This is a genomic window from Halorubrum salipaludis, assembly GCF_002286985.1.
In the GTDB taxonomy this organism is placed as follows: Archaea; Halobacteriota; Halobacteria; order Halobacteriales; family Haloferacaceae; genus Halorubrum; species Halorubrum salipaludis.
This window is the reverse complement of sequence record NZ_NSKC01000008.1, coordinates 301,408-321,686: the sequence shown is the minus strand read 5'-3', so window position 1 is coordinate 321,686 and position 20,279 is coordinate 301,408. Positions and strand designations below refer to the sequence as shown.

At 69.6% G+C, this 20,279-nt stretch carries 26 protein-coding genes; 20 read left to right on the top strand and 6 right to left on the bottom strand.

The window, feature by feature from the left end:
- The coding region (locus CK500_RS13115; protein ID WP_233139182.1) for an IS4/Tn5 family transposase DNA-binding protein at positions 1–196 on the bottom strand (196 nt) is incomplete at its 3' end.
- Positions 197–281: 85 nt separating this feature from the next.
- Between CK500_RS13115 and CK500_RS13110 the strand changes: the two genes are divergently transcribed.
- The 13 genes from CK500_RS13110 (at position 282) to CK500_RS13060 (ending at position 9,951) form a co-directional block, all read left to right on the top strand.
- Positions 282–479: a hypothetical protein gene (locus CK500_RS13110; RefSeq protein WP_095637662.1), complete on the top strand. Its 198-nt coding sequence runs from the start codon at positions 282–284 to the stop codon at positions 477–479.
- 59 nt (positions 480–538) lie between these two features.
- Positions 539–1,516, top strand: a complete 978-nt coding sequence (locus CK500_RS13105) for an aldo/keto reductase (protein ID WP_095637661.1) — start codon at positions 539–541, stop codon at positions 1,514–1,516.
- Between the two features lie 92 nt (positions 1,517–1,608).
- Positions 1,609–1,764, top strand: coding sequence for a hypothetical protein (locus tag CK500_RS17445; protein ID WP_198951564.1), 156 nt, complete (start codon positions 1,609–1,611; stop codon positions 1,762–1,764).
- A 164-nt stretch (positions 1,765–1,928) separates the two neighbouring features.
- A complete protein-coding gene (locus CK500_RS13100; RefSeq protein WP_095637660.1) occupies positions 1,929–2,372 on the top strand; it encodes a hypothetical protein in 444 nt (147 codons plus the stop codon).
- Positions 2,373–3,122: 750 nt separating this feature from the next.
- Positions 3,123–3,701, top strand: a complete 579-nt coding sequence (locus CK500_RS13095; RefSeq protein ID WP_095637659.1) for a cysteine hydrolase family protein — start codon at positions 3,123–3,125, stop codon at positions 3,699–3,701.
- Between the two features lie 61 nt (positions 3,702–3,762).
- The gene (locus tag CK500_RS13090; protein WP_095637658.1) at positions 3,763–4,602 is read left to right on the top strand and encodes an ABC transporter permease; all 840 of its coding nucleotides are present in this window, start codon (positions 3,763–3,765) and stop codon (positions 4,600–4,602) included.
- Between the two features lie 93 nt (positions 4,603–4,695).
- The gene (locus CK500_RS13085; protein WP_095637657.1) at positions 4,696–5,259 is read left to right on the top strand and encodes a preprotein translocase subunit SecD family protein; all 564 of its coding nucleotides are present in this window, start codon (positions 4,696–4,698) and stop codon (positions 5,257–5,259) included.
- Positions 5,260–5,317: 58 nt separating this feature from the next.
- On the top strand, positions 5,318–5,455 hold the full coding sequence (locus CK500_RS17440; protein WP_198951563.1) for an HVO_2523 family zinc finger protein: 138 nt from the start codon (positions 5,318–5,320) through the stop codon (positions 5,453–5,455).
- A gap of 127 nt (positions 5,456–5,582) precedes the next feature.
- A complete protein-coding gene (locus CK500_RS13080; protein WP_095637656.1) occupies positions 5,583–6,548 on the top strand; it encodes a phytoene/squalene synthase family protein in 966 nt (321 codons plus the stop codon).
- A gap of 11 nt (positions 6,549–6,559) precedes the next feature.
- On the top strand, positions 6,560–6,769 hold the full coding sequence (locus CK500_RS13075) for a hypothetical protein (RefSeq protein WP_095637655.1): 210 nt from the start codon (positions 6,560–6,562) through the stop codon (positions 6,767–6,769).
- 82 nt (positions 6,770–6,851) lie between these two features.
- Positions 6,852–8,129: a histidinol dehydrogenase gene (gene hisD, locus CK500_RS13070; protein ID WP_095637654.1), complete on the top strand. Its 1,278-nt coding sequence runs from the start codon at positions 6,852–6,854 to the stop codon at positions 8,127–8,129.
- Between the two features lie 108 nt (positions 8,130–8,237).
- Positions 8,238–9,386, top strand: a complete 1,149-nt coding sequence (locus tag CK500_RS13065; RefSeq protein WP_095637653.1) for a mechanosensitive ion channel family protein — start codon at positions 8,238–8,240, stop codon at positions 9,384–9,386.
- 73 nt (positions 9,387–9,459) lie between these two features.
- The gene (locus CK500_RS13060) at positions 9,460–9,951 is read left to right on the top strand and encodes a zinc ribbon domain-containing protein (RefSeq protein WP_095637652.1); all 492 of its coding nucleotides are present in this window, start codon (positions 9,460–9,462) and stop codon (positions 9,949–9,951) included.
- Here CK500_RS13060 and CK500_RS13055 read toward each other — a convergent pair.
- Entirely contained in the window at positions 9,948–10,550 is a 603-nt protein-coding gene (locus CK500_RS13055; protein ID WP_095637651.1) for a TetR/AcrR family transcriptional regulator, read from the bottom strand. The two genes, CK500_RS13060 and CK500_RS13055, sit on opposite strands and share 4 nt — an antisense overlap.
- Positions 10,551–10,848: 298 nt before the next feature.
- Here CK500_RS13055 and CK500_RS13050 point away from each other — a divergent pair, with 298 nt between their 5' ends.
- The 6 genes from CK500_RS13050 to CK500_RS13025 all read left to right on the top strand — a co-directional run bounded on the left by CK500_RS13050 (position 10,849) and on the right by CK500_RS13025 (position 15,229).
- Positions 10,849–12,306: an MATE family efflux transporter gene (locus CK500_RS13050; protein WP_095637650.1), complete on the top strand. Its 1,458-nt coding sequence runs from the start codon at positions 10,849–10,851 to the stop codon at positions 12,304–12,306.
- An 83-nt stretch (positions 12,307–12,389) separates the two neighbouring features.
- A complete protein-coding gene (locus tag CK500_RS13045; protein ID WP_095637649.1) occupies positions 12,390–12,764 on the top strand; it encodes a HesB/IscA family protein in 375 nt (124 codons plus the stop codon).
- A 66-nt stretch (positions 12,765–12,830) separates the two neighbouring features.
- The gene (locus CK500_RS13040) at positions 12,831–13,076 is read left to right on the top strand and encodes a DUF5816 domain-containing protein (protein ID WP_095637648.1); all 246 of its coding nucleotides are present in this window, start codon (positions 12,831–12,833) and stop codon (positions 13,074–13,076) included.
- A 168-nt stretch (positions 13,077–13,244) separates the two neighbouring features.
- Positions 13,245–14,576, top strand: a complete 1,332-nt coding sequence (locus tag CK500_RS13035; protein ID WP_095637647.1) for an MFS transporter — start codon at positions 13,245–13,247, stop codon at positions 14,574–14,576.
- A gap of 37 nt (positions 14,577–14,613) precedes the next feature.
- Positions 14,614–14,952, top strand: coding sequence for a DUF7116 family protein (locus CK500_RS13030; RefSeq protein WP_095637646.1), 339 nt, complete (start codon positions 14,614–14,616; stop codon positions 14,950–14,952).
- Positions 14,953–15,028: 76 nt separating this feature from the next.
- Positions 15,029–15,229 carry a dodecin gene (locus CK500_RS13025; protein ID WP_095637645.1) on the top strand — a complete coding sequence of 67 codons (201 nt, stop codon included), beginning with the start codon at positions 15,029–15,031 and terminating at the stop codon, positions 15,227–15,229.
- Positions 15,230–15,304: 75 nt separating this feature from the next.
- Here CK500_RS13025 and CK500_RS13020 read toward each other — a convergent pair whose 3' ends face one another.
- Entirely contained in the window at positions 15,305–16,243 is a 939-nt protein-coding gene (locus tag CK500_RS13020) for an NAD-dependent epimerase/dehydratase family protein (protein ID WP_095637644.1), read from the bottom strand.
- Between the two features lie 115 nt (positions 16,244–16,358).
- Between CK500_RS13020 and htpX the strand changes: the two genes are divergently transcribed.
- Entirely contained in the window at positions 16,359–17,228 is an 870-nt protein-coding gene (htpX, locus tag CK500_RS13015; RefSeq protein WP_095637643.1) for a zinc metalloprotease HtpX, read from the top strand.
- 76 nt (positions 17,229–17,304) lie between these two features.
- Here htpX and CK500_RS13010 read toward each other — a convergent pair whose 3' ends face one another.
- From CK500_RS13010 to CK500_RS13000, 3 genes are read right to left on the bottom strand one after another with little or no spacing between them, the layout of a single operon-like run.
- Positions 17,305–17,706 carry a DUF7126 family protein gene (locus CK500_RS13010; protein WP_233139179.1) on the bottom strand — a complete coding sequence of 134 codons (402 nt, stop codon included), beginning with the start codon at positions 17,704–17,706 and terminating at the stop codon, positions 17,305–17,307.
- Positions 17,706–18,623: a glutamine-hydrolyzing GMP synthase gene (guaA, locus tag CK500_RS13005; RefSeq protein WP_095637642.1), complete on the bottom strand. Its 918-nt coding sequence runs from the start codon at positions 18,621–18,623 to the stop codon at positions 17,706–17,708. Before guaA ends, CK500_RS13010 begins: the two co-directional genes overlap by 1 nt.
- Positions 18,624–20,279 (bottom strand): CTP synthase, encoded by a 1,656-nt coding sequence (locus tag CK500_RS13000; RefSeq protein ID WP_095637641.1) that lies wholly within the window; start codon positions 20,277–20,279, stop codon positions 18,624–18,626.

Genomic DNA, 20,279 nt, shown 5'->3' with positions numbered 1-20,279 from the left:
CCTCGCAGGCTGCAGGGATGGACTCGGCAGGTGAACTGCCGAGTTCATCCCCAAGTTGAACCAGTCGATCAGTCAGACGCTTATCTCCAAACTCTGCTGAACGGAACTCTGAACGAATCCATCCCGAGACATCCATGTCACACAGCTGTCCATCCCCATCGAGATCTGGTCTCCAACTCCGTGAACAACCCCCCATCTTCCAGTCTCAGTTCGTTAACTCCGCCGTTAGAACTTGTGGGTAAGAGACAGCCTTTTTACTCGGGGTCGGCGACGGGAGAGGTATGGACGAGATCCTCACGAACTGGCTCCTCGGTCTGATCGCCGCCCTCCTCGCCGTGCTCGTGCTCGGCTCGACCGGACAGTCGTTCCTCGCCCCCCTCGCGCCGGTCGCGAACGTGCTCGCGCTCGTGACGTTCCTCGCGTTCGTGCTCCTCACCGGCGCCTTCCTCGTGTACACCGCGTCGTTCCGCGACAGCTAGTCCCCCTCGACCGTCCCCGGCGCGGATAGCTTTTTACTCCCGCTCCGTCTGGCCGGCGTATGGAGTACACGACGCTCGGACGCACCGGGACGACGGTCTCGAAGATCTGTCTCGGCTGCATGAGCTTCGGCGACTCGGACTGGCGCGAGTGGGTGTTAGACGAGGAGGAGGGGAAAGAGCTCGTCGAGCGCGCCGTCGAGCTCGGGGTGAACTTCTTCGACACCGCCAACATGTACTCGAACGGCGAGTCGGAGCGCGTCCTCGGCGAGGCGCTCGACGGGTACGACCGCGACCGGTTCGTCGTCGCCACGAAGGCGTACTTCCAGATGGACGAGTCGGACCCGAACTCGGGCGGGCTCTCGCGGAAGGCGATCGAACAGGAGCTGGAGCACAGCCTCGACCGGCTCGGAATGGAGACGATCGACCTGTACCAGATCCACCGCTGGGACTACGACACGCCGATCGAGGAGACGCTCGCGGCGCTCGACGACGCGGTCCGACGCGGCAAAGTCCGGCACGTCGGCGCCTCCTCGATGTGGGCCCACCAGTTCGCCGAGGCGCTGCACGCGAGCGACCGCGAGGGGTACGAGCGGTTCGCCACCATGCAGAACCACTACAACCTCGCGTACCGCGAGGAGGAACGCGAGGTGCTTCCACTCTGTGAGAAGGAGGGGATCGGCGTGATGCCGTGGAGCCCGCTCGCGCGCGGGTACCTCGCGCGCCCGCACGAGGAGGTGGACGCGACGCTCCGCGGAGAGACGGAGGAGCACCTCTACGAACACCCGTACCGCGAGGGCGGCGGACCGGCGGTCAACGAGCGCGTCGCGGAGCTGGCCGACGAGAAGGGCGTGAAGATGGCCCAGATCGCGCTGGCGTGGCTGTTCCACAAGGAGTGGGTTGACACACCCATCGTCGGAACGACCAGCGTCGAACACCTCGAAGACGCCGTCGAGGCGCTCGACATCGACCTGTCGGACTCCGACGTCGAGTGGCTCGAAGAGCCGTACGAGCCGGTCCGCGTCTCCGGCCACGAGTAGCGCCGCTCCGGGAATCGTCCCGTGAGCCGCCTAAATCGTGTTTTAGGAATATACCGATAAGCTATTTGTATGCAATTTGTTGACAATGGTGTATGTCCGACGACACCGACCGATCCGCCGTCCGGTCGCGCACCGAGTACGCGCGCACTCGGAGGCGGTGTCCGAACTGCGGCGACCGCGTCCCGATGGCTGGCGGAGACGGGGAGGCGGCGGAGTGCCCGAACTGCCATCGGACGGTTCGGGCGTGACGCCGGTGGCGATCTCGGTCCGACCCCGGACCTCGGTCCGACTTCCGTCCGCTCGCGCGGCGGGATCGGGTTCGCCGACGCCGGCCGAGCCGTCGATCGCTTATAAACGCACCGTCGCGGGCGGCACGACAACCCTTTTCGGCCGGGACGCCGAACCGAGGTCCATGGCAGACGACGACGCCACCGACGGCGACGCCGGCGAGGAACAGGGCGACAGCGCCGCCGAAGGCGACGACGGCGAGGAGAAGTCCTTCCGCGAGCGCGTCGAGGAGATCCGCGAGCGACGCGAGCAGGAGCGCGAGGAGGGCGACCGGCCCGACCCCGAGGAGATGATGGGCGGCGGCGGCCCGCCGGGCATGGGCGGTGGCGGCGGCGGCAACCCCTTCGCGCAGATGATGTCCGGCATGATGGGCGGCGGCGGTCCGGGCGGCGCGGGCGGCCCGCCGGGGATGGGCGGCGGCCCGGGCGGCGCCGGCGGTCGCGGCGAGGAGCGCGGCGATCAGGCCGGCAACGAGGAGCTCGTCCGCGAGGTGCGCCAGCTCCGCGACGAGGTCCGCGACGCCACCCGACAGCTCCAGCGCATCGCGCAGGCGCTCGAAGACGACTGAGCCGGCGACGCTCCGAGTCGGCGACGGCTCCCTGCGACCCGTGGTTCTCTCCCCGCTTTTCGACGCGCGAAAGCACGTGCTTGGTCGCTGATCGACGGCGGGAATACGTGAATCACTGTGATGAGTCGGTTGTTTATGAGTGGTGTTGTGGTGTTGCTGGCGGCTGTTTATACGTGATCGATGACTCCGCGGTGAAAACCTGCAAAGCCCCAGCCGCTCGGCGATACGCGATCGAAACCTCCGCGGTGAACGCCACCAAAGCCCCAGCCGTGAGAGTGGCGTACGCTCGTTGCGCTCCTCGTCACTCGCTGCGCTCGTTCCTGCGGTGCTTACGTCCCCTACGCCACTCTCACGGCTGCCCCTTTGAATCCCGCCCCGCACAGTACCGCACCCTCACGCCTCCCCAGCCTCGTCAGTCGCCGGAGCGAAGCGGAGGCGACTGACTCCAGCGAGGGACCGAAGGTCCCTCTGGCAGCCGGCGCGTAGCGCCGGCGACCTCGCGCGTGCTCCTCGGCCGCGAAGCGGCCTCGGAGGCACGCGCCGACCGCCTCGTTCTTTATAAGCGATCGTCGCCGTCGCTCACATCGGTATAAATACCGAATCAACACAACCGATCTGCAACACCCACTCCCGGTGTCGATCGAGGGGATGGCCCGTGCCGGCCGCCCGTTCCGCCCGATCGCGCCGTGAAATCGGTGTGCGGCGCCGCCGCGCCGTGCGTTTTTGCACCCGGGCGCACAACGACCGCGTATGCCGTACGACCCGACCCAGACCGCGGTGATCGTCGTCGACATGCAAAACGGGTTCTGCCGCCCCGACGGGAGCCTGTACGCCGAGCCGAGCGAGGCGGCGATCGAGCCGGTGACCGCCCTCGTCGACCGCGCCCGCGACGCCGGCGCGAGCGTCGTCTACACCCGGGACGTGCACCCGCCGGAGCAGTTCGACGACGCCCACTACTACGACGAGTTCGACCGGTGGGGCGAACACGTCGTCGAGGGGTCGTGGGACGCCGAGCTCGTCGACGACCTCGACGTGCGCGACGAGGACCACGTCGTCGAGAAACACACGTACGACGCCTTCTACCAGACGGACTTGGAGGGGTACCTCGACGCGCACGGAATCTCTGACCTGCTGATCTGCGGGACGCTCGCGAACGTCTGCGTGCTCCACACCGCCGGCAGCGCCGGGCTCCGCGACTACCGCCCCGTCGTCGTCGAGGACGCGCTCGGCTACATCACCGAGGAGCACCGCGAGTACGCGGTCGACCACGCCGACTGGCTGTTCGGCGAGACGGCGACCCGCGAGTCGGTCGCGTTCGAAGGCAACTGACGGCAGATCGGGGGGAGCGCCTCTCAAGGTTTATTGAGAGAGAAGGACAACTATCTAACAAATGTCCCTCGCCGCGGTCGCCAGAAAGGACTTCAACGACGCGATCCGTTCGGGAGCGTTCCTCGCCACCACGCTGTTGTTCGTCCTCACCGCCGGGCTCTGGGCGGCGATTCAACACGTCCCGCGGATGTACGCCGACAGCGAGGTCCCGACAAGCACGCTGGCGCTGCTCAACAGCATGGGCCAGCCGATGTCCTTCTTCGTCCCGATGCTGGGGCTGGGCATCTCCTACGCCGCCGTCGCCGGCGAGCGCGACAGCGGGAGCATCAAGCTCCTGATCGGCCTGCCGAACTCGCGACGCGATGTCGTTCTCGGAAAGTTCGTCGGTCGGTGTGCCGTTCTGACCGTCGCCATCCTCAGCGGCTACGCGGTCGTCGCCGCCTTCGCACTGGCGACTTACCAGTCGTTCGCGGCCGTCGAGTTCCTCCTCTACACCCTGTTGACCGTCTTCTACGGCGCGGTCTACGTCGCGATCGGCATCGGGTTCTCGTCCGCGATGCGGACTCGGCAGACGGCGTTTATCGGTGCAGCCGGCCTCTACGTGACCTTTCTGCTGGGATGGAACGTCGTCACGGCGGTGCTGCAGACGGTCACCGTCGGCTACACTCCGCCGGACTCCGGCGCTCCCCCGTGGCTGATCGTCGTCTACGCGCTCAACCCGACGGCGGCGGTCGACTACGCGACGCGGGCGGTGATTCCCACCTTCGACGAGCTGATGTCGTACCCGGTGTCGGCGTCGTTCTACCCTCCAAAGTGGGCCGGGTTCGCCGTTCTCGCGGCCTGGCTCGTCCTCTCGCTCGCGTTCGGCTACCGTCGGTTTCGCGTGGCGGACATACTGTGATCGCGGGGGCATCGACTGCTCGGTCGCCATTCCCGTTATCAGCCGCGTGAATCGGCGTGTAACCCTTTTCACCGCCGACGGGGACCGTCGGGTATGGAACTCTCTCGACGCGGCATGCTCGGCGGAGTCGGGGCCGCGCTCGCGGTGGGCGCCGTCGGGTTCGCCGGCGCCGCCTCGGTGACGGACGGCGACGCGGTCGGCGACGGGGGCGGCCCCGGCGGAGACGCGGTCGGAACGGGCGCCGACGGCGCGGGCGACGAGGGCGGCGAGTCCGGGTCGGTCCCCGTCGATCCCGAGGCGCCCTTCGAGGCGCGGCTGCTCCGCGACGGCGACGACGATCGGAGCCTCTTCGGCGCGAGCGATCTGGACCGCGTGCAGGGCGTGATCGCCGAGAACGACGAGCACCTCGTGTACGTCTCGCTCGGCGAGGCCGGGATCGACGCCCTGCAGTCGGGGCTGGCGGACGCCGGCGCGACCGACGACCCGGAGGGGTTCGTCGTGTCGATGGCGCTGGACGGGACCGAGGTCCGGCGGGTCGAGCTCGACGAGGCGACGGTCTCCGCGCTGACCGACGAGGAGTGGGGCGGCGTGTTGACGCTCCCGTTCGGTCAGGCGTCGGTCGCGGAGTCGGTGTACGACTCGCTGGCGGACGCCTGACCGGGACGGCTCTCCGCCGGAGGACAGCGGTTATGTCGGCGGCGCCCTTCGATCCGGTATGAGCGACGCCGAGGGGAACGAGACGGCCGGCGGCCGGCCCTGCCCCCGCTGCGAGACGCCGATGTACCACCGGCACTGTAAGTACGTCTGCCCGGCGCACGGGGTCGTCTACGACTGCGCCGACACCTTCTACTGACGCCCCCGAACGCGTGCCGGCGGGCACCCGACCGCGCTGTGCGAACTGTTATGTTCTTGCAGTCCGACCCGTATGTTATGATCGGCGACCCGCTCTCGACCCTCCCTGCCGACCGCCAGAGGTCAGCATGGTAGAGAAAACGCAGGTTGCCCGCGGGAAGCGGATCCAGCGCCGGACCGGGAAGACGTTCCACGTCGCGACCCGGCTGCTCCCGGAGCGGATCCGCCACCCGACCTACGTGCTGTACGGCTTCTTCCGGATCGCGGACGAGGTCGTCGACGCCGAGGAGACGGCGCCGCCGGACGAACAGCGGGCGGAGCTCGACCGGCTCCGCCGGGCCGCGCTGGGCGAGCGGGAGACCGACGACCCGGTGTTGGAGGCGTTCGCCGCGGTCTGCGACGAGCACGGCATTCCGGACGAAGACGTGCACGCGTTCGTCGACGCGATGGCGAGCGACATCGACACCGACCGGTACGAGACGTACGATCAGCTGGAGTCGTACATGGACGGCTCCGCGGCCGCCGTCGGCCGGATGATGACGGCGATCATGGAGTTAGACGAGACGGCGGAGGCGAAGGCGCTCCCCCACGCGACGAAGCTCGGCGAGGCGTTCCAGATGACGAACTTCATCCGGGACGTGCGCGAGGACGTGGTCGAGCGCGACCGGGTGTACCTCCCGCTCGAGACCCTCCGGCGGCACGGCGTGAGCGAGGAGCAGATCCTGAACCTGGAGTTCGACGAGAACGTCGCGGCCGCGGTCCGCGAGGAGCTCGCCCGGACCGAGCGCCTCTACGAGGAGGGCGTCGCCGGGATCAAGTACCTCCCCGAGGACTGCCAGCTCGCGGTGTTGCTCGCGGCGGTGCTGTACGCGGACCACCACCGGCTGATCCGGGACCTGGGGTACGACACGGTGTCGACGACCCCGGAGCTCTCCTTCGTCCGCAAGATCTCGCTGCTCGTCCGGACCCGCTGGAAGTGGCAGTGGAACAGCGACCCCGAGGCGGTGTTCGAGGAGATGTGCGGCGGCTTCGACACGTCTCGCGAACACCGCGACCACGGGCCCCACGGGTCGGGGATCCCCCAGTCAGACTGAGTGGGGGCGCCGTGAACAGGTCCCGGTTCGTCGGCCTCGCGCTCGCCGCGTTCGGGCTCGTCTTCCTGTCGTTCGTCGTCCGCGGCACGACCCGGCTCGTCGCGCCCTACGAGGTCGCCGTGGCGCTGTCGGCGCCGATCCTCTTCGCCGCCGCCGCGCTGTTGGTCGGACTGATCGCGCTCGCGGCGCTGGACGCGACCGGGATCCGGCCGCTTGAGTGACCGAGTTAGGCGTCGGCGCGTCGGGGTCGATGCCCGGAGTGAGAGTCGGAACGCCCTTTTGACCGCGGCTCCGAGCACGGGTATGGACGTACGAACCGTCGCCGACCTCTCGCCGGCCGAGCGCCGCGCCTTCTTCGAGCGCGACGCGGGCGTCGACGCGGTCCGCGACGACGTGAGCGAGATCGTCGACCGAGTCCGGACGGAGGGAGACGTGGCGCTGCGGGAGTTCTCCGAGGAGTTCGACGGCGTCACCGTCGGCAACATCGACGTGACGGACGACGCGGAGCGCGCGCACGCCGAGCTCGACGACGCGGACGACCCGGTGCTCGACGCGATCCAAGAGGCGGCCGCGAACGTCCGCGAGTTCCACGAGCGACAGCGCCCCGAGGACTGGCGCGAGGCGTTCGGCGACCGCGAGCTCGGGCGCCGGTTCCGCCCGCTCGACCGCGCGGGCGTGTACGTGCCCGGCGGCGCAGCGGCGTACCCCTCAAGCGCGCTGATGGGCGTGATCCCGGCGACCGTCGCGGGCGTCGACCACGTCTCGGTCGCGACTCCGCCCGCCGAGGAGCTGAACCCGGTGACGCTCGCGGCGGTCCACGAGGCCGGCGCCGACGCGGTGTACCAGGTCGGCGGCGCGCAGGCGATCGGCGCGCTCGCGTACGGCACGGAGACGGTCACGAACGCACAGAAGGTGGTCGGGCCGGGCAACAAATGGGTGACCGCCGCGAAGGCGGTCGTGCAGGGCGACGTCGAGATCGACTTCCTCGCCGGGCCGAGCGAGGTGCTCGTGCTCGCCGACGAGACGGCCGACCCCGCCCTCGTCGCCGCCGACCTGGTCGCGCAGGCCGAGCACGACCCGAACGCCTCCGTGGTCGCGGTCACGAGCGACGCCGACCTCGCCGAGGCGGTCGCGGAGGCGGTCGACGAGCAGGCTGCCGGCCGCGAGCGCGAGGAGACGATCCGGGCCGCCCTCGACAACGAGGCCTCCGGCGTCCTTCACGCGCGGTCGATGCCCGAGGCCGTGCTGTTCGCCGAGGAGTACGCGGCTGAGCACCTCTCGATCGTCGCCGCCGACGACGAGGCGCTCCTCGATCGGATCGCGAACGCGGGCTCGGTGTTCCTCGGCCCGTACTCGCCCGTGGCCGCCGGCGACTACGCGACCGGGACGAACCACGTGTTACCGACGAACGGCGGCGCGAAGCGGTACGGCGGGCTCTCCGTCGACACCTTCCTCCGGTCGTCGACGGTCCAGCGGCTCGACCGCGACGCGCTCTCCGGACTGTCGGACACGATCACGACGCTCGCGGAGGCCGAGGGGCTGGAGGCGCACGCCGAGAGCGTCCGGAAGCGGTTCGAGTAGCGGCGGTTCGAGTAGCGGCGGTTCGAGTCTCCGAGCGGGTCGCTCCGAGCGTTAGCGGCCGCGGTCGCCCGCAGCAACGGTTATCACGCCCAGTCGCGTCTCGAAGGCATGATACCGTCGCTGTCCGTGCTGTTCGATGGGTTCTCGGCAATCGAGGCGACGGTCGCCGTCCTCGCGGTCTCCGTCGTCGCCGCCGTGGCGATGGAGTTCGTCGTCCTCCGGCTCGCCCGCCGGTACGTCTCGCACACGGACACCGGCTACGACGACATCGTCATCGCCTCGCTGCGCGCCCCGCTCGTCGTCACCGCCGCGCTGGCCGGCGTGTTCGTGCTCACGCAGGTCCCCGCCGTCCGGGGGTCGGTCCTGTTGGACCCCCAACTGCTCGACGACATCTTCGGGCGGCCGTCGCTGTCGGTCATCGTCCTCGTGTGGGCGTACGCGGCCAACACCGTCGTGAACCGGCTCGTGGCCGAGGTCAACGCCGAGGGCGGTCGGTTCGACTTCGCCCCCGTGTTCTCGAACGTCTGGACCCTAGCGGTGCTCGTCGGAAGCGTCGGGACGCTGCTGTGGCTGTGGGGCGTCGAGATCACGCCGCTCCTCGGGGCGGCCGGGGTCGCCGGCATCGCGGTCGGCTTCGCCGCGAAGGACACCGTCGCGAACTTCTTCGGCGGGATCGCTCTCTACTTCGACGACACCTACAAGATCGGCGACTACATCGTCCTCGACGACGGCACCGCGGGGACCGTGATCAAGGTCGGCGTGCGCTCGACGACGGTCCTCACCCGCGACGAGGTGCTGGTGACGGTCCCCAACGCGGTGCTCAACGCCGCGAAGGTGACGAACGAGTCCGCGCCGGGGCGTCGGCGCCGCGTCCGCGTCCCGATCGGGGTCGCCTACGGGACCGACGTGGACGCGTTCGAGGCGCTCGCGATCGAGGTCGCGCAGGCGGAGCCGCTGGTCCGCGACTCGCCGACGCCCCGGGCCCGGTTCCGCTCGTTCGGCGACTCGGCGCTGCGGTACGAGCTCCTCTGTTGGGTCGACGGGCCGACGCGCCGGCGGCGCGCCCAACACGAGCTCAACCGCGCGCTGTACAAGGCGCTGTCCGCGGCCGACATCGAGATCCCGTACCCGAAACGCGACGTGACGGTCAGAGAGGTCGCCGGGCCGGATTCCGGCGCCGACGCCGTCCGAGCGGGGACGCCGTCACCCGCCGGCTCGGATCCGGCGGACGGCGAAGCGGTCGACGGCGCGCCGTGACCGTCCCGTCCGGGAGCGGCGGCCGCCCCGAGCGGGTAGAAGGCTTATGACTAACCGACCGATAAGTTCGGCCATGGAGCGAACGACCTCGCAGAAGCGGCCGTGGCTCGCCGCCCTGCTCGGAGCGCTCGCGACCGGATTCGGCCACCTCTACCTCCGCCGGTGGCGCCGCGCGGTCGGCTGGTTCGCGACGCTGTTCGCGGTGACGTACGTCCTCGTCGATCCGGCGGCGATCGAGGCGCTCGCGGCCGGCGACCCCGTTGACCCGCTGAGCGTCGCCCCGACCCTGATCGTCGGCGGCGCCAGCGTCGTGGACGCGTACGTCGTCGCCCGCGCGCAGAACGCCATCGCGCAGGCGACGGCGGCGACCGGAGAGACGCGGAGCACGGACTCGCGGGCCGAAACTGAAACCGGGAACGGGGTCGAGGGGACGGTCGACTCCTGTCCGAACTGCGGGAAGGACGTCGACCCGGAGCTCGACTTCTGCCACTGGTGTACTGCGGAGCTTTCGGCCGGTGCGGAGGCCGGCTCCGGTGCCGCCGAGAACGGGGGGTCGGAACGCTAAGCGTCGGGATCGCGGAGCGTCGCGTCGACGTACTCCGCCGCGGTCTCCCGCGCGCGTTCGTACTCGCCCGCGTCGTCGAACACCACCGATCGGGTGCGGGCGCCGTCGACGATCGTCATCAGCGATCGGGTGACGCGGTCGGCGTCGACGTCGGCGAAGACGCCCTCGTCGATGCCGTGGTTGATGACGGCCTTGACCAGGTAGCGGACGTACTCGTCGTTCTGCCGGAACCGCTCTGCGAACGCCTCGTTGTAGGGGGCCTGACTCCGCATCTCCAGCAGCGCGACCGAGAGGTCCGGGTTCTCCTGCGGCGCGACGAGCAGCCTGTCGAGCAGGATCGTCAGGCGCTCCTCGGGGTCGGTCGTTTCGACCTCGCGGACGGAGGCGACGAACCGGTTCAGGATGTAGTCGAGAAACGCCGCCAACAGCTCCTCTTTCGTGTCGTAGTGGTAGTGTATCGCGGCGGTCGACTTGCCGTACTCCGCCGCGATCCGCTTGATCGTGAGGTCGGCGTACCCGTGCTCGCGGAGCGCTCGATAGGTCGCCCCCATGATCTCCTCGTCCGTCTCCGAGAAGGTCCGCCCCGATGGCTCGGCCATGTCGCGTCGCTTCCGGCCGCGGGCGAATAACCATTGCGGCCGAGCCGCCCGGACGCTCGAACGATCTGACCGTACAGTCATCGGCGTACCACCCCTAATCCGGGTATCGAGAGAGTTTCGAACGGAAACGCCGGCTTCCGAAGCCTTTTGACTAACTGGTCAGTAAGTACGACATCACCACGATGGAAGACGGAGCTGCCGCGACCCCGAAAGCGACGTTCCGTACCGACCGCGAGCGCGGAGGCTCGGAGACCGGACTCGCGCCTGACGGGCCGTGGACGCCGGCGGAGGGGCCCTGATGGGACTCATCGACCGCGTCGACGCCCTGTTCAAGGGCCCCGAGGAGTTCGACCTCACGTCGGGCGGGATCGCGAAGCCGCTCTTCTTCCTCTCGATGCCGATCGTCGTCACCAACCTCTTCCAGACGGCGTACAACCTGGCGGACACGTTCTGGCTGGGGCAGTACAGCACCGACGCGCTGGCGGCGATCAGCTTCGCGTTCCCGCTCGTCTTCCTCCTCATCTCGCTCGGGATGGGGATCTCCGTCGCGGGGAGCGTGCTCGTCGCCCAGTACACCGGCGCGGGCGAGGCGCGCGAGGCCGAGTACGCCGCCTCACAGACGGTGACCTTCGCGGTGCTCGCCTCGGCGCTCCTCGGCGGCGTCGGCTACTTCTTCGTCGGACGGTTCCTCGACGTGATGGGCGCGTCGGCGGACGTGTTACCCCTCGCGTCGAGCTACATGGAGGTCATCTCGCTGGGACTCGTCGCCATGTTCGGTTTCGCGGTGTTCATCGCGCTCATGCGGGGGTACGGCGACACGGTCACCCCCATGCTCGTGATGTTCGGCTCCGTCGTGCTCAACATCGCGCTCGACCCGTTCCTCATCTTCGGGTGGGGACCGTTCCCCGCGCTCGGCATCGAGGGCGCGGCGATCGCGACCGTGTTCTCGCGGGCGCTGGCGCTGGTCGTCGGGCTGGCGATCATGTTCCGCGGGGTGCGGGGAGTCCGGATCAACGTCGCCGACATGGTCCCCGACATGAGCTACCTGCGGCGGCTCCTCCGCATCGGCCTGCCGGCCTCGATCGAGGGGACCGGGCGGGCGGTCTCGATGAACCTCCTGCTTTTCATCGTCGCGCTGTTCCCCGACCCGGTGGTCGCCGCCTACGGGATCGGCACGCGGGTGTTCTCCGTGATCTTCCTGCCGGCGATCGCGGTCGCCCGCGGCGTCGAGACGATGACCGGCCAGAACATCGGGTCGGGGAAGCCCGACCGGGCCGAACGGGCCGCGAACCTGGCGGCCAAGACGCTGTTCGCGGTCCTCTCGGCCGCCGGCGTGGTCGTCTTCCTCGTGCCCGAGCCGATCGTCTCCGTCTTCGTCGGCGCCGACCAGGCCGACGCCGCCCGCGTGGTGGCGGTCGGCTCGCAGTTCCTCCGGATCGTCGCGCTGACGTTCGGCTTCATCGGCATCATGCGCGCGTACACCGGGAGCTTCCGCGGGGCCGGGAAGACGCTCACCGCCGCGGCCATCTCGGTGCTGATGCTCGGGGTCGTCCGGTTCCCGATCGCGTGGGTCGCCGCCGGCCGGCTCGGCGAGACCGGCGTCTGGCTGTCGTTCGCGATATCGAACGTCGTCGGCGCGGTCGTCGCGTACGCGTGGTACCGCCGGGGGACGTGGCGCCGCGGCGACCTCACCGACCGGAGCGTCGCGGGCGACGTCGACGAGCCGGTGGCGGCCGCGGAGTCGACGGACGACTGAGCGTCCGCGCCCCGCGCCGCGGCGGGCCCGTCCCCACCGCCGGCGCCGGCAGGGTTTTTATCGTTCGGACGGAACGTGTTCGCATGAGCACCGATACGGTCGATACGGGGAACGATGGGAGCGACCCGGCGATCGAGGTGACCGCAGACGCCGCGGAGGAGGCGCTCTCGCTCTTAGAGGGCGAGGGCCTCGACACCGAGGAGGCCGGACTCCGGCTGTTCGTCCAGCAGGGCGGCTGCGCGGGCCTCTCGTACGGGATGCGATTCGACACGGAGCCGGAAGACGACGACCTCGTGGTCGAACACCACGGGCTGCGCGTGTTCGTCGACCCGGCGAGCCGGAACTACATCGGCGGGAGCAAGCTCGACTACGAGCACGGCCTGCAGGCCGCCGGCTTCGAGGTCGAGAACCCGAACGTCGTCTCCGAGTGCGGCTGCGGCGAGTCGTTCCGGACGTAACGAAGGGGCCGACGGTCCCGACAGTCGAGTCACGCTTTTAAGCGGTTCCGGCCGATACGGACACGCATGAGTCTCGACGCGTCGACGACGGCCGACGGCGAGCGGGTGTACACCGACCGGGCGATGGTCGAGCGGGGCGCCGACGGCCCCTTCTACGTCGTGTTTGCCGACGCCGACGGCGCCTCGCGGTGGGGGTACCGCTGCGGCAACTGCGAGTCGTTCGACACCGCGATGGACACGATGGGGCGGATCCAGTGTACGGAGTGCGGCAACCTCCGAAAGCCGGACGAGTGGGACGCCGCACACGAGTGACCGGGTTCCCGCCGGTAACCGGATCCCCGGGACCCGACCACCCTCAGAGAGCCGACCGCGAACGGTCCCCGAGAGCCGGCCGCGACCGGTGAGGGCGGGTCGGCGGCGGAATTGCCGGGAGGTGTACCTTTAGCTCGGCGGTGGGCGAACGGGCCCACAGAACCGCCGATGAACCGAAACGACCGCGCGATCGTGGGGTTCACCACGATCGGTCACGCCACGTTCCACCTCTACGAGCTCGCGATCCCGCTTTTCATCGTCTACTGGCTCGCCGATTTCGACGTGTCGGCCGCCGTGATCGGCGCGGTCGTCGGCGGCGGGCTCGCGCTCGTGGGGGTCGGCGCGCTCGGCAGCGGCGTGCTCGCGGACAAGTACGGGTCGGCGCGGCTGGTGACCGCCTCGATCCTCGGGATGGGCGGGTCCTTCGTCCTGATCGGGCTGTCGCCGCGGATCGAGGTGCTCTCCCTCGCGCTGCTCGCGTGGGGGGCCGCCTCCAGCCTGTATCACCCCGCGGCGCTGTCGCTCCTGACCCGCGGGACCGCGGAGCAGGGCACCGCGCTCGCGTACCACGGCGCCGCCGGCAACGTCGGCACCGCGATCGGTCCGTTCGCGGCCGCCGTGCTGTTGACCTTCGCCCCGTGGGAGTGGGTGGCGTTCGCCTTCGCGCTCCCGGCCGTCGCCGCGGCGGCGCTCGCGTTTCGGTTCGACTTCGACGAGACCGCGGGGGTCGATCCGGCGGCCGAGCCCGACGCCCCGTCCGCGACCGACGGCGAGACCGGAGTCGCCGCGTTCCTCGCGCAGTCGCGACGCCTGTTCACCGGCGGGTTCGTCGTCGCGTTCGCGATCATGATGGTCCACGGCGTCTACTCCCGGGGCGTCATCTCGTTTCTCCCCGAGATACTCGCCGACCTCCCGCTTTTCGCGCCCGTGCCGATCGGCGCGGAGTCGTTCGAGCCGAGCCAGTACGTCTTCGCGGGGCTGCTGCTCCTCGGCGCGGGCGGGCAGTACGTCGGCGGGAAGCTGACCGACCGCGTTCGGATCGAACACGCGCTGATCGGCGCGTACGCGGGGATCGTCGCCGTCTCGCTGGCGTTTCTCCCCGCGGCGAGCGCGGGGATCGCGCCGATGCTCGTCGTCTGCGGGGCGCTCGGCGCCGGGATATACATGACCGCGCCGATACGGCAGGCGCTCCTGGCCGCGTACTCGGCGGCCGACGTCCGCGGGCTCTCGTTCGGCTACTTCTACCTGGGCGTGTACGGCGTCGGCGCCGCCGGCGCGGCGCTCGCGGGCGCCGTGCTGACGTACGGGTCTACCGAGACGTTCTTCGTCGTCTTCGCGGCGATCGCCGGGCTCGCGGTCGTCCTCGGCGGCCTGCTGCTCGTGCGCTTTTCGGCCGCGTCGAGCGGCGGCGACCGCGGAGACGACTCCGACGGCAGCGACGCCGACGAGGCCGATCACGACGGGACCGACCCCGGCGATCGCGACGGCGTGAAATCGTGAGAAAGTTTATCACGGATGGCGACGAATCCCCGCGTAGATGGCCACTGCGAGCATCCCACCGACGACGGAGGCCAGAGACGTCTTTCGTGAACTCGGGTACACCGTCTCCGAGGGCGGACAGGAGTTCGTCGCGGAGCGGAAATGGCGGCGCGTGCTCGTGACCGTGTTGTGTATGGAGACCGACGATCTGGACCCGTATCTCGCGGACGGCGGCGACGCCCCGCGGCTCCGCTGTTTCGTCACGTGGCGCGACCGGGCGGCCGATCTGCGGGATCAGCTCGTCTCCAAGAAGCCCCCGTACGACTGGGCGGTGATCGGCATCGAGGCCGACGGCGAGGAGTTCGCGGTGATGGAAGGCGCGCCCGGCAGTCCCTGACCGCGACGGGAGGCGCACGCCCTGTCGCGGATTTCCACCTGCTTTTATACGCCCGTGCGTCCAACTAGCACGCGACATGGTGTTTAAAAAGATCACGCTGATCGGGACGAGCGACGAGAGCTTCGACGCCGCCGCCGACGACGCGATCGACCGCGCCGAGGACACGCTGGAGAACGTCTACTGGGCGGAGGTCGAGGAGTTCGGCGTCGAACTGGAGAGCGCGGCCGACCGACAGTATCAGGCGGAGGTCGAGGTCGCGTTCGAGCTCGAGGGCTGAGGTCGGTCGGCGTCGGGGGCGACCCCGGCGGGGTCGGCTCTTCTCGCGCCGCGCGTCGAGCGGTCGTCGATCGCGTTATCGCTCGAACAGCGTCGGCTCCGGGATCTCGTCGCTCGCCGCCTCGCGCCACGAGCGCGAGGGTGTCCACCCGAACAGCCGCTCGGCCTTCGCGATCGCGTACGCGCCCCGGTCGTCGCCCTCGGCGAGCGCGCTCCCGTCGACCGCGCAGTCGTCGGGGATCTCCCCGTACGCCTCCCGCAGCAGGTCGAGCAGGGGCCGACCCAGCGCGTTGTCGGCCGCAACGCAGTTGACCGCCTCGTGAGTGCCGGACGGGACGGCCGGCTCCGGACCCCCCGTCTCCGCGAGCGCGGCGGCGACGAGGTCGGCGACGTCGCGGGCGTCGACGTACGACCAGAAGTTGCCGGCGCCCGCGTCCAGATCGGCGACGTACCCGTCGCTCCGGCAGGCGTACTCGCCGGGGAACTGGATCCACGAGGGGCGGATCGAGACGGCCGGGACGCCCTCGCGGCGCGCGACCGCCCCCGCGGCCGCCTCCGCGGTCACCTTCGAGAGGCCGTACGGGTCCTCCGGCCGAAGCGGGTGGTCCTCGGTGACCGGCAGCTCGTCCGGAAACGGCGTCGGATCGGCGAAGAAGAACCCGTACGCGCCGTCGCTCGACGCCTGCACGATCCGGGCGTCGGCGCGCCCGGCGGCGTCAAGGACGTTCTTCGCGGCGCCGACGTTCGTCTCGAACACCCGGCCATCGGGGTGCGTGCCGGCGACAGGGATCGCCGCCCAGTGGACGACCGCGTCGGGGTCGACGGCGGCGACGGTGTCGAGCGCTTCGCCCCGGTCCGCGAGGTCGGCGGCGCGGAACGAGACGTTCGGGGCCGGGTCGGCGTCCGGACCGGGGTGCTCGTAGTCGACGACGACGATCTCGTAGTCGCCCGCGAGCCGGTCGACGACCCAGCGCCCGGAGGCGCCGCGGCCGCCGGTGACGAGAACGGTCTCCATGCCTGCGGATCGCCGGGGCGGGGCAAAAGCGCACCGTCGTCCGGCCGCCGCGCGATCGCAACCGCGTTCCGGGAACCCCGGCAGGCTTTAATCCGGCGAACGGTAAAACTCGGGTATGGAATGGAAGACCGACTGGGGACTGCGTGGACGGATGGCGTTCACGATGTTCCTGCTCTTCGCCCTCTACGTCGTTTTCGTCGGCGCGTTGACCGTGTACTTCGGCGACTTCCTGTTCCCGCTGATCATGCTCGGCGGGTTCTCGATCGCGCAGTACTTCTTCAGCGACAAGCTCGCCCTGCGGAGTATGGGCGCCCGCGAGGTGACCCCCGAGGAGTATCCGGACCTCCACCGGCGGATGGACCGGCTGAGCCAGCAGGCCGACCTCCCGAAGCCGACGGTCGCCGTCGCCGACACGCAGGTGCCGAACGCGTTCGCGACCGGCCGGAACAAGAAGAACGCGACCGTCGCCGTGACCACCGGGCTGCTCCGGTCGCTGGACGACGACGAGCTCGACGCCGTGCTCGCCCACGAGCTCGCCCACGTGAAGAACCGCGACGTGATGGTGATGACCATCGCCTCGTTCCTCTCGACCATCGCGTTCTTCATCGTGCGGTGGGGGTGGCTGTTCAGCGGCGACAACCGCCAGGGCGCGCCCGTCATCGTCGCCATTCTCGTGTCGATCGTCGTCTGGATCGTCTCGTTCCTGCTGATCCGGGCGCTCTCGCGGTACCGCGAGTACTCCGCGGACCGCGGCGCCGCGCTCATCACGGGGAAGCCCGGCGCGCTCGCCTCGGCGCTGATGACGATCGACGGCCGGATGGACAGGGTTCCGAAGGAGGACCTCCGCGAGGAGGCGGAGATGAACGCGTTCTTCATCATCCCGATCAAGTCGGGGATCGTCGGCAAGCTCGCCTCGACGCACCCGTCGACGGAGAACCGGATCGAGCGGCTCCGGGACTTAGAGCGGGAGATGGAGACGGCCTGAAAAGCGAACCCGAACTGCAAACTGAAACCGAAATCGACTGACGGCACCGCACCGCGACCGACTTTTTATACGACTCTCACGCCGACGGGTCGACCGCGTCGTCCGTCAGCTCTTCTGCGACCAGTTCCGGGTCCATCAGCGCCGGGTCGACCGCGAGGTCGGCGACGCCGGCGACGAACTCCGGCAGCGACCGCTCCGCGTACGTCACCGCGAGCACGTCCGGGTTCAGCTCCTTCGCGATCGGGATCCCGGTGGCCTCCTCCACGTCGGTGAGGACGAAGTACGCGGCCTCGTCGATGCCGGCCTCGGAGAGCGCGTCGGCGGTGACGAGCCCCTCGATGCGGCGGATCTCGACGCCGAGTGCCGCGAGCTCCTCGCCGAGCCCGTGCTCGTCGGGGCCGGCGACGACGGCGATCCGACCCTCGGCGCGACCGCCGTCGGGGCGAGCGTCGTCGGTGGTGGCGGTGGCGTCCGCCATCACTCGTACTCGATCGTCGCCGGCGGCTTGTGGGTCACGTCGTAGACGACACGCGCGACGTTCTCGTTCTCGCCGGTGATCCGGCTCTGGATGCGCTGGAGCGTGCTCCAGTCGAGCTCCTGGGCGCGCGCGGTCATTCCGTCGCGGCTCTCGACCGAGCGCACGGCGACGACCCAGCCGTGCACGCGGTTGTCGCCCTTCACGCCGGTCGCCTTGCCGAGGACCGCGGCGAACGCCTGCCACGGGTCGTACTCCTCCAGTTCCTCCTCGACGACGTGGGTCGCCTCGCGGGCGACTTCGGCCTTCTCCGGAGTCACCTCGCCGACGATCCGGACGGCGAGCCCCGGGCCGGGGAACGGCATGCGCTCCGAGATGATCTCCTCTAAGCCGAGCGCCCGAGCGACCTCGCGGACCTCGTCCTTGTAGAGGTCGCGGACGGGCTCGACGATCCCCTCGAAGTCGACGACCTCGGGGAGCCCGCCGACGTTGTGGTGCGACTTGATGTTCCCCTCGGACTCGATGCGGTCGGGGTAGATCGTCCCCTGGACGAGGTAGTCGGCGCCCACGTCGCGGGCGACCGTCTCGAACTCGTCGATGAACCCCTCGCCGATGACGTGGCGCTTCTCCTCCGGGTCGGTGACGCCGGCGAGCCGGTCGAAGAACCGGTCTTGCGCCTCGATCACCCGCAGCGACTCCATGAAGGAGAACGTGTCGCGGATCTCCTCGGTCTCCCCTTTCCGCATCAGCCCCGTGTCGACGTACACCGGGGTGAGCTGGTCGCCGACCGCCTCGTACGCGAGCGTCGCCGCGACCGACGAGTCGACGCCCCCGGAGAGCGCGATCACGGCGTTCGCGTCGCCGATCGCCTCCCGGATCTCCGCTTTCGCTTCCTCGATGAATTCCTCCGTCTCGACCATCTATAGCCTCACGTCCGCGTTCCGTTCGGTTGTGTCCGTCGATCCGAGCGCCGCCTTCACGAGGGCGACGAACGGCGGACTCGCGCGGTCCGGCCGCGACCGGAACTCGGGGTGTGCCTGCGTGCCGAAGAAGAACGGGTGATCCGCGCGTTCGAGGATCTCCATCCGGTTGTCGGCCCGCCCGGAGAAGGTGAGCCCGTCGGCCTCCAGCTCGTCGATGTACTCGGGGTTCACCTCGTAGCGGTGGCGGTGGCGCTCCGTACAGGAGTCGGCGTCGTACACGTCCGCGGCGAGCGTGCCGGGCTCGATGTCGGTCTCGTGGGCGCCGAGCCGCATCGTCCCGCCCATGTCCTCCGTCTCGTACTGGTCGGGGAGCAGGTCGATGACGGGGTGGGGCGTGTCGGGGTCGATCTCCGCGGAGTGGGCGCCCTCCAGCCCGAGCACGTTGCGCGCGTGCTCGACGACCGCCATCTGGAAGCCGAGACAGAGCCCGAGGAAGGGCACGTCGTTCTCGCGGGCGTACCGGACCGCCTCGATCTTCCCGTCCGTCCCGCGGGAGCCGAAGCCGCCGGGGACGACGACCGCGTCGGCGGAGGCGAGGCGCTCCTCGTGTTCCGCGCGGGTCTCGTCGGCGTCGACCCACAGCACGTTGACCTCGGTCTCCGTCTGGATCCCGGCGTGTTTCAGCGCCTCGTGGATCGACATGTAGGCGTCTTCGAGGGCGTACTTGCCCACGAGCGCCACGTCGATCTCCTCCTCGCGGTCCCGGGTGACCAGGTCGCGCCACTCCGTCGAGCGCTCCGCCTTCGGGAGCGCCTCGTCGGCGAGCCCGAGCCGCTCCATCACGTACTCGTCTAACCCCTCGTCTTCGACCATCAGAGGGACGTGATAGATGTCCTCGACGTCGGGGTTCGAGAAGACGGCATCCGTGGGCACGTCACAGAACAGGGCGATCTTCTCTTTCGTCTCGGGGTCGAGCCGGTCCTCCGAGCGCCCGACCAGGATGTCCGGCTGGAGCCCGATCGACCGCAGCTCCTTCACCGAGTGCTGGGTGGGCTTCGTCTTCTGCTCGCCGTTCTTCGAGTACGGGACCAGCGTGACGTGGGTGAAGAGGATGTCCTCGTCGTCCTCCTCGTGGGCGAACTGGCGGAGCGCCTCGAGGAACGGCATCGACTCGATGTCGCCGACCGTCCCGCCGATCTCGATCAGACAAACGTCGCTCCCCTCGGCGGCCTCCCGGATGCGCCGCTTGATGTCGTCGGTGACGTGCGGGATGATCTGGACGGTCTTGCCGAGGTAGTCGCCGGCGCGCTCGCGCTCGATGACGTGCTGGTAGGTCTTCCCCGTGGTGACGTTGTGATCGAACGTCATGTCGGTGCCGAGGAAGCGCTCGTAGTTGCCTAAATCGAGGTCGACCTCGCCGCCGTCCTTGAGGACGTACACCTCGCCGTGCTCGTACGGGTTCATCGTCCCGGCGTCGACGTTGAGATAGGGGTCCACCTTCACGGCGGTGACGTCGAAGCCCGCGTTCGCGAGGAGGCGCCCGGTGCTGGCGGCGGTGATGCCCTTGCCCAGTCCGGACATCACCCCGCCCGTGACGAACACGAACTTCCGACCCAGCGAGGGGTCGTACCCTGTGTCGGGATCCGTTGGCAT

Coding starts and splice junctions, on each gene's coding strand:
- CK500_RS13110 (WP_095637662.1), top strand. CDS start 282: ATGGACGAGATCCTCACGAACTGGCTCCTCGGTCTGATCGCCGCCCTC.
- CK500_RS13105 (WP_095637661.1), top strand. CDS start 539: ATGGAGTACACGACGCTCGGACGCACCGGGACGACGGTCTCGAAGATC.
- CK500_RS17445 (WP_198951564.1), top strand. CDS start 1,609: ATGTCCGACGACACCGACCGATCCGCCGTCCGGTCGCGCACCGAGTAC.
- CK500_RS13100 (WP_095637660.1), top strand. CDS start 1,929: ATGGCAGACGACGACGCCACCGACGGCGACGCCGGCGAGGAACAGGGC.
- CK500_RS13095 (WP_095637659.1), top strand. CDS start 3,123: ATGCCGTACGACCCGACCCAGACCGCGGTGATCGTCGTCGACATGCAA.
- CK500_RS13090 (WP_095637658.1), top strand. CDS start 3,763: ATGTCCCTCGCCGCGGTCGCCAGAAAGGACTTCAACGACGCGATCCGT.
- CK500_RS13085 (WP_095637657.1), top strand. CDS start 4,696: ATGGAACTCTCTCGACGCGGCATGCTCGGCGGAGTCGGGGCCGCGCTC.
- CK500_RS17440 (WP_198951563.1), top strand. CDS start 5,318: ATGAGCGACGCCGAGGGGAACGAGACGGCCGGCGGCCGGCCCTGCCCC.
- CK500_RS13080 (WP_095637656.1), top strand. CDS start 5,583: ATGGTAGAGAAAACGCAGGTTGCCCGCGGGAAGCGGATCCAGCGCCGG.
- hisD (WP_095637654.1), top strand. CDS start 6,852: ATGGACGTACGAACCGTCGCCGACCTCTCGCCGGCCGAGCGCCGCGCC.
- CK500_RS13065 (WP_095637653.1), top strand. CDS start 8,238: ATGATACCGTCGCTGTCCGTGCTGTTCGATGGGTTCTCGGCAATCGAG.
- CK500_RS13060 (WP_095637652.1), top strand. CDS start 9,460: ATGGAGCGAACGACCTCGCAGAAGCGGCCGTGGCTCGCCGCCCTGCTC.
- CK500_RS13055 (WP_095637651.1), bottom strand. CDS start 10,550: ATGGCCGAGCCATCGGGGCGGACCTTCTCGGAGACGGACGAGGAGATC.
- CK500_RS13050 (WP_095637650.1), top strand. CDS start 10,849: ATGGGACTCATCGACCGCGTCGACGCCCTGTTCAAGGGCCCCGAGGAG.
- CK500_RS13045 (WP_095637649.1), top strand. CDS start 12,390: ATGAGCACCGATACGGTCGATACGGGGAACGATGGGAGCGACCCGGCG.
- CK500_RS13040 (WP_095637648.1), top strand. CDS start 12,831: ATGAGTCTCGACGCGTCGACGACGGCCGACGGCGAGCGGGTGTACACC.
- CK500_RS13035 (WP_095637647.1), top strand. CDS start 13,245: ATGAACCGAAACGACCGCGCGATCGTGGGGTTCACCACGATCGGTCAC.
- CK500_RS13030 (WP_095637646.1), top strand. CDS start 14,614: ATGGCCACTGCGAGCATCCCACCGACGACGGAGGCCAGAGACGTCTTT.
- CK500_RS13025 (WP_095637645.1), top strand. CDS start 15,029: ATGGTGTTTAAAAAGATCACGCTGATCGGGACGAGCGACGAGAGCTTC.
- CK500_RS13020 (WP_095637644.1), bottom strand. CDS start 16,243: ATGGAGACCGTTCTCGTCACCGGCGGCCGCGGCGCCTCCGGGCGCTGG.
- htpX (WP_095637643.1), top strand. CDS start 16,359: ATGGAATGGAAGACCGACTGGGGACTGCGTGGACGGATGGCGTTCACG.
- CK500_RS13010 (WP_233139179.1), bottom strand. CDS start 17,706: ATGGCGGACGCCACCGCCACCACCGACGACGCTCGCCCCGACGGCGGT.
- guaA (WP_095637642.1), bottom strand. CDS start 18,623: ATGGTCGAGACGGAGGAATTCATCGAGGAAGCGAAAGCGGAGATCCGG.
- CK500_RS13000 (WP_095637641.1), bottom strand. CDS start 20,279: ATGCCAACGGATCCCGACACAGGGTACGACCCCTCGCTGGGTCGGAAG.